The sequence below is a fragment of the Oligoflexus sp. genome, from assembly GCF_035638955.1.
Lineage (GTDB): Bacteria > Bdellovibrionota_B > Oligoflexia > Oligoflexales > Oligoflexaceae > Oligoflexus.
Window position 1 is genome coordinate 1 of the sequence record NZ_DASQYZ010000153.1, and the last position, 7384, is coordinate 7384.

The following is a 7384-nucleotide window of genomic DNA, read 5'->3' on the forward strand; positions in this document are numbered from 1 at the left end:
GCCTCGATGGCTTTGGGAATTTCATGAAGTTTGATTTCTACCTTAATTACAGACACTTGAGCTCTCATTTGGTGTTTCTTTCTCTGACCGTTTTACCACGGTTTCAGATTAGGAGACACCAATTAGCCGACGGTCCCTGGGGCGAGCTTAATGATTCAATCCAGTGCCGCGTAAGAAAACGCTAAGCAATCTCCATCCACTTTTATTTCAAGTAATGGAAACAAACGAGTTTTCTTAGCCTTTTAGCGTTTTTTTCGGGGTTCTGCTCCAGTTGCTTTAAATTGCGGAAGTCGGGTGCTGGCCGGCCACAGCCAGAGTCCTGCCGTCGCGGGTAAAACCGGAAACGTTGCGACTATTCTAGTGAATCAGCACATCCGTGATTGGGCAAAGAACAATGGTTAAAAATTTTCGATCAATTCATCCAATCTTTAACGAACCGTCTCCCATCCGTAGTACACCCCTCTGCATAGTAGTAAATAGGTAACCGATTTGGAGTAAAGCTATGCGTTCTGTTTGCATGAAAATGCTGCTCGCCTCTGCTGCTTTTAGTTTTTGGCAATGCTCTGTTTTTGCAGCCTGTCCTCAAGGAACTCAGGATCTTTCCGCGACCTATCCTCAGGGACTGCCCGGTTCTGACCTCGTCGAACGTCCGGCCTGCGGTCTGGCCGGAACGCTGCTTCAGGATGTGACCCTGACCACTGCCAACACTTATCTCCTCCAAGGCGCTGTCTATGTTGGCAGTGAAGCTCAGAACGCCACACTCACCATCGACGCCGGTGTCACCATTCGCGGCAGCAATGGCCGTGATTTTCTGGCGATTCGCCGCGGTTCCAAAATTCTGGCGGAAGGCCGTGCTGATGCTCCGATCGTCATGACCGGTTTTGAACCTGGCCGGACCACACGCGGTCAATGGGGTGGACTCGTCCTTAACGGCCGTTCCACTTTGAATCAGTGCAAGGATGCCACTGCAGCTGTGTGTGAAAACACGCCTGAAGGTGGCGTGGAAGCGAATTACGGCGGAACCATCCCTGATGATAACTCGGGCATATTACGCTATGTTCGCATTGAATACCCAGGTTTTGAAGTCTCTCCTGATAATGAACTCAACGGTTTGACCTTGAATAGTGTCGGCAGCGGCACGACCATCGACTTCGTTCAGGTCGTGGGTAGCAACGATGATGGCGTCGAACTCTTCGGTGGAACTGTCAACCTGAAGCATATCGTTATCTCGGGCTCGCAGGATGATGGCCTGGACTGGGATTTCGGTTGGAGCGGCAAGGCTCAGTATGTCCTCATTAAGCAGTACGCCGACGACGGCAACAACGGCATTGAAGCTGATAATAACGTCAACAATCAGGCCGCTCAGCCTCGCTCCAATCCCACCATCGCAAACCTGACCGTTATCGGTGGCTCCCCTAAAAAGGGCGACGGTGTCCTTTTCCGCCGTGGAACCGGCGCGACGCTTTATAACAGCATTATCACAGGTGCCAACAGCACCTGCATCAATCTTGATGACATCGAAACCTTTAATGCTGGACTGGTAAAGTTCGAAGGTGTGCTTGCGAAATGCGGCACAACCTTCGCTGATCTGGCGACCGATCCTTTCACTGTATCGAGTCTCTTCAACACAAGCGGCACCAACCTGGAAGCCGACCCTCTTCTGAATGGTTATGCAGTGCAGGATGAAAATTCTCCGGCATTCACCACTTTCGTTGACCTGTCCCGCGACAGTTTCTTTGAAGAGGCTTTCTTCGCAGGCGCTGTCGAAACCTTGTCCGGCGCTTCTGCTGATTGGACCCAGGGCTGGGTCAAAGGTCTGTAACAGCACTGATTGGTACTCAGGAGGAGGCTCTTCATGCGATCGCGATGAAGGCCTCCTTTTTAAATCATCCCTGGATTTCAAAGGAAAAAGCTCAGCTATGAAGACATTGATCATTCTATCTCTGGTTTTCACGTTGTTTGCGGCATGTCGCAAAAAGGACAATGAAGTTGGGGAAGCCCGACGTCTGCCCGAAGACAGCATCAATCTTCTGGAGATCATGGCATCCGATGATCCTGCATCTGTGAAAGCGGGGCTTGAGACCTGGCTTCAGTACTACCCGGGCGAAATAAATCGGGTCTTTCCGGGCGAGGCCACAACGGCCCTGGGACTGCTTGCGTCCAAATATTTTCGGGCTGATGACAAAGCGTCCTGGCTTGCATTGATCGATAACCTTCTTGATAAAGGAGCCGATCCCAATATTTCCTTCTCTTATAACGAAGCACGCCTTGGCATGCTCCATGTAGCCTCAATGGCTGGTGATTCCGCCCTGGTCCAGCACCTGATCAACCGCCTGGGCACCATTGATCCACCCCTGCGCCTGAGCTGCGATGTGCCACGCCAAATACCCAATGCCAATGAGCAGACCCGATTGAATATCAATATCCAGGAAGAGAAGACGGGCCGGACACCGCTTCATTTCGCCATCGAGCAGCCCAACACCGATGTAGCATTTATTGAATATCTTTTGCTGCAAGGAGCCAACCCCGATATCCGCAATGAAGCGCTTCAGCTCCAGTCGCCGTTCCAGCTGGTGCCTGCCAATAGCTCACTGGTCCCGGTCTTCCAAAAATACAGCGGGCCTCAAATCCGCTATGATGCGCGCCTGAATTCGTTCATCAACGATGAAATCGAGAAACAACCTGACCAGCGCAAAACCATGCTTGATCTCGCTGCCGCTTACCAGGAAATGGTGACGAGCGAGGGATTTCAAGACGTTCAGGATATTAACCGCGTGATCACGCTTTGCCAAACGGGAGAGCAGGCCAATCTTCTCGGCTATGCCCTTCAGTACCTTTTCCCCTCCGTGTCCACCAAAGCAGCGCAGGCGGCCAAGGCGCGTAACGATAGCCTCCAGGTCTGGATAAAGGATTATGGCGCCAAAATTTGTCTGGATGGCGACCTTAGCCTCCGAAATCCAGACGCCAGTACCCGCACGGTTTCGCTCAAGGATTTTTTCAAACAAACCCTGGCCACCCATACCCAGGCGGCATCCGCACCAGTGAAAAACCTGAATAAAGCGCTCTGGTGCTCGGTTGTACGTCCCAAGGCGGTCGAGGGCGGCTGCTGGGATACGACCAGCGATGAAACGCTGGTGGATGGAACGGTTTGTAACCCCTAAACAAATAATATGGTGTATGAGAATATCTATGAATACCATCCTGGTTCTTTTGTTCCTGAGCCTTTTTTTTCTCACGTCCCTGGCCTCGGCGCAGGACGAATCGAAAAAGGAAAGCATGCAGGTCACGGCCAAGCGTATCAAGCAGGGTTCCGCCAAAGCGCTCTTGGATGAAAGACGCAGTTCCAGTGAAGTCAAGGACGTCATCAGCTCGGAACAGATCAGCAAATCCGGTGACAGCGATGCAGGTGCTGCCATGCGCCGGGTCACGGGTTTGACTCTGATAGGCGGCAAGTCCATTTATGTTCGCGGCCTGGGTGAACGCTACTCGGCCACCACTTTGAACGGCCTGAACGTACCGAGTCCGGATCCTGCGCGCCGGCAGGTCCAGTTTGATCTTTTCCCGGCTGAGGTGCTGGAGAGCATAGTCGTGCAGAAAAGTTATTCACCCGATCTGCCCGGTGAGTTTGGTGGTGGCGCGGCTCTACTGCGAACCAAATCCATTCCCACCCGCTTTGAAGGTCGAGTCAGTCTGGGAACGGGTTATACAACGGACAAGGTCAATACCTACGAACATTCCAACACCGACTGGCTCGGCTTTGATGATGGCACGCGTTCGCTGCCAACAGCTTTGAAGGAACAATCCCTGACGCAGACGAGTGGTCTGACCGGTGACCAAAGGGAAGCCTTAACCGAGGCCTTCCCTCGGATTTATAGCGTCCAGGAGGAATCGGCGCCCATCAATCGGAGCTTTTCAGCGTCATTGGGTGATCGCATTCCCATCGGTTCGACTCCACTTGGCTATTCCGTGGGAGTGACCTATGGCGACGAATGGAACCGCTACGATCGTGAGCAGAACGAATACACGAGTGACCTCAACACAGTGGTCAAGGGCAAGCGGGGGGATGTTTCCGAACGCGAAGTCAAGCTGGGCGGCATCGGGGTTCTGAGCGCTGATATCGGCGGCAGTCAGTTGCGCGGTCTGATAGGTGTTCTGCACAAGACCACAGACGCTGTGGATATCTCGGACTCTTTCAACCTCAATACCACGGCCAATAACATCAGAAGCACAAGGCTGCAGTGGCAGGAACGGGATCTTCTCCTGCGTCAGCTTTTCGGAGAACACAACCTTGCGGAAGACGGCAGTCTGAAATTGAGCTGGCGCGTGGGTCTGAACAAGACCACCCGTAAAATTCCGGATCAGCGCAGCTATGGTTACAATGATCGGGGCGATAGCCTGGTCCATGACCAATCTGATATCAGCCGTCTCCGGCGGAAATGGTTTGATAATGAGGAGGACATGCAGGAGGTTCAGCTGGATCTTGCCGCCAACGTTTACACGGGTGATGAACATCAGTTTGATATTAAAACCGGTGTCCTGGGCCTGAAGCGCGAACGTAAATCCGGAGCCCGTGAGTTCTTTTTCACCCCGGCTGCGGTGGGAAGTCCTGCGGCTGCGTTAGGCGAAAGTCCCTTGGAGGAGATCTACACGCCTGAAAACATCCGCTTTAACGAAACGCAAGGCCAGGGTTTCCTGCTGGCGGAAGAGGTGACCCTGCCTTCGGATACGTATACCGCGGATCAGGACCTGCAAGGCGCATACGGCATGCTCCAGTACAAATATATCGATGGTGTTGAAGTCACAACCGGTGTGCGGCGCGAAATGTCAAAGCAAAATGTTGATAGTATTGACTCCTTCGACAGTCGCGACCCTTACAAGAAAGCCGAACTGCAGAGCAACGCGGTTCTGCCCGTCCTGAATGCCACCTGGGCTTTTGTGGAAGGTCAGCAGCTCCGCTTTGCCTACAGCCGCACGGTGGCGCGACCGGACTTCCGCGAGCTTTCCGTCTCCAGCTACTTCGATTATGAACGCGGGATTGATATCAAAGGCAACCCGGACCTGCAATTTTCGAAAATCGACAACTACGATCTGCGCTGGGAACTCTATCAGAACAATGATGACTATATATCCTTCGGACTGTTCCATAAAAGCATCAATAAACCCATTGAACAAATTCCAGCCAGCAATGACGGCGCCAACACCTCGGCAATCACCTATACCAATGCTGAAAGAGCCCGGAACTATGGCTATGAGTTTGAGACCACGCAGCGGCTGGGTGCATTCTCGGTCGGTGGAAACTACTCCCGCATTTTTTCCGATATCACGGCACCCTCAGACGAAAACAGCATCCGCTACACCAATACCAACAGGCCCATGCAAGGTTCCGCCCCCTATGTGCTCAATGTGAACACCGGCTACCGTCTGGAATCAACCGGAAGTGAGGCCAACGTCGTATACAACCGGGTCGGAGAACGCATCATGGAAGCGGGCATTGTCGTCGGCGAAAATGCGGTTCCCGACGTGAAGGATGTACCCATGGATAGCCTGGATATGGTGCTGAGTCAGGCCCTTGCCGGTAATTCCAGCGTTCGATTTCGGGCGCGGAATTTGCTGGGCCGGGACATTGAGTATAAAGTGGGGGATCGCCTCATCTACCGCCGTACTCAGGATGCGTCCTACTCTGTCAGCATCTCGTCCATGTTCTGACGTTTGGAAAGCTCGAAACGGCAGTCGCGGAAGACTGCTGTTTTTTGCTCTGAACTCCCGCCAGGCTGATCTGTCCCGCATGTTCATACTCTTTCTTTAACATGAGCACTCTTGTCCCCTGGCACAACAAAACCATGATCGAAACTTAGCCAACAATTTATCTGACCTTTAACGAAGCCTTCCGCCGTCTGTAGTAAACCCCCCTCTGTACAAAAAATGAATGGTGGAGGAGGCGCTTCAAGCGATCGCTATGAAGGGTCTCCTCTTTTTTCCAAACCCAACCTCTCCTAAGCCAAATTAAGCAAAAATTTACAGCTTCTTTAACCGTTATCATCGCTGATGATGTAATAACCACCAGGTCAAGATAAATAACCTTTTTGTTGAGCCACCTCAGTGCTGTCCATCAGAAATCCAGGATACGTCATTAGAATCATGCCAATTCATAACTTTTCGGCCTCTTTTTGTGAGCATTTTCTGCAATTTGGATCAGGCGCAAAGGAACATAACAATCCTGAAGGAGTCAAGTATGAGCATCCGTAACATCTTATTGAGTCTGGTTATTCTGGTACCAAACGTTCAGGGTTTTTCTTCCGAAAAACTGGATAAACATCTCAAAGGTGAAGTGAAACTCGATGGATCGAGCACAGTTTTTCCAATCGCTGAGGCAGCGGCAGAGGAATTTCAGAAGCTCCACCCTAACGTTCGCGTCACGGTTGGCCTGTCCGGGACCGGTGGCGGCATGAAAAAGTTCGCGGCGGGCGAAATCGATATCGCCAACGCTTCACGTAAAATAAAGCCGGAGGAAGCGAAAAAGGCTCAGGAAGGAAAAATTGAATATTCCGAGCTTCCCATTGCTTACGACGGGATTTCGATCGTTGTCAACCCAGCCAATACATGGGCTTCGAAATTGACTTTGGCGCAATTGAAGGAAATCTGGCAGCCTCAAAGTCAGGTTAAAACCTGGAAGGATATTGATGCCAATTGGCCCAACGAACTAATTAAGCTTTATGGTCCTGGTGCAGACTCGGGGACCTTTGACTTCTTTACCGAGCATGTCATGGGCAAGGCCCGTCTTTCACGGACCGATTATGTTGCCAGCGAAGATGACAACGTTCTGGTAACGGGGGTTTCAAAGGATAAATATGCGATGGCATACTTTGGCTTTGCATATTACGAGGAAAATCAAAAGTCACTGAAGGTTCTGGCTGTAGGCCAGGACAAGGACGCAACTGTACCCAGCGCAAAATCGATCGAGGATGGCAGCTACCCTCTGTCCCGGCCTCTAGTCGTGTATGTAAACAATAAATCGGCGCGGCGACCGGAAGTAAAGGCTTTTGTAAGCTTTCTCCTTAAAAATGCAGCAAAACTCTCCAGGGAGGTTGGCTATGTTGCTTTAAAAGAGGACATATATGCGAGCGCTTTAAAAAAATTTGAAAGCTCCTCTGCGACAGTTGAAAAATAGTTCCAAAGCAGAATCGGCATAAACGCGGCTACCCAACAATGCCCGCTGAAGATGAAAGTGTGCCTGGAGAACTGTATGAGCGGTCGACCTTATCATGTTTCCAAGGGTAAAATTATTGAAATTGCTGGCAGACGTGGCGTCGTCTGCCATGTGACAAACAAACGTTGCTGGGTGTTACATGATGGGGATCAAGTTGCAACGGGCTATTCGTGGCGG

Annotated in this window: 4 protein-coding genes; all 4 read left to right on the top strand. The window is 51.5% G+C overall.

Annotated features, from left to right (window positions below; all coding sequences use genetic code 11):
- The first annotated feature begins 502 nt into the window (after positions 1 to 502).
- The 4 genes from VE954_RS14440 (at position 503) to VE954_RS14455 (ending at position 7168) form a co-directional block, all read left to right on the top strand.
- The gene (locus VE954_RS14440) at positions 503 to 1822 is read left to right on the top strand and encodes a hypothetical protein (RefSeq protein ID WP_324953908.1); all 1320 of its coding nucleotides are present in this window, start codon (positions 503 to 505) and stop codon (positions 1820 to 1822) included.
- A gap of 97 nt (positions 1823 to 1919) precedes the next feature.
- Positions 1920 to 3161 (top strand): hypothetical protein, encoded by a 1242-nt coding sequence (locus tag VE954_RS14445; protein ID WP_324953910.1) that lies wholly within the window; start codon positions 1920 to 1922, stop codon positions 3159 to 3161.
- A gap of 28 nt (positions 3162 to 3189) precedes the next feature.
- A complete protein-coding gene (locus tag VE954_RS14450; RefSeq protein WP_324953912.1) occupies positions 3190 to 5706 on the top strand; it encodes a TonB-dependent receptor domain-containing protein in 2517 nt (838 codons plus the stop codon).
- Positions 5707 to 6232: 526 nt separating this feature from the next.
- The gene (locus tag VE954_RS14455) at positions 6233 to 7168 is read left to right on the top strand and encodes a PstS family phosphate ABC transporter substrate-binding protein (RefSeq protein ID WP_324953914.1); all 936 of its coding nucleotides are present in this window, start codon (positions 6233 to 6235) and stop codon (positions 7166 to 7168) included.
- Positions 7169 to 7384: the final 216 nt, after the last annotated feature.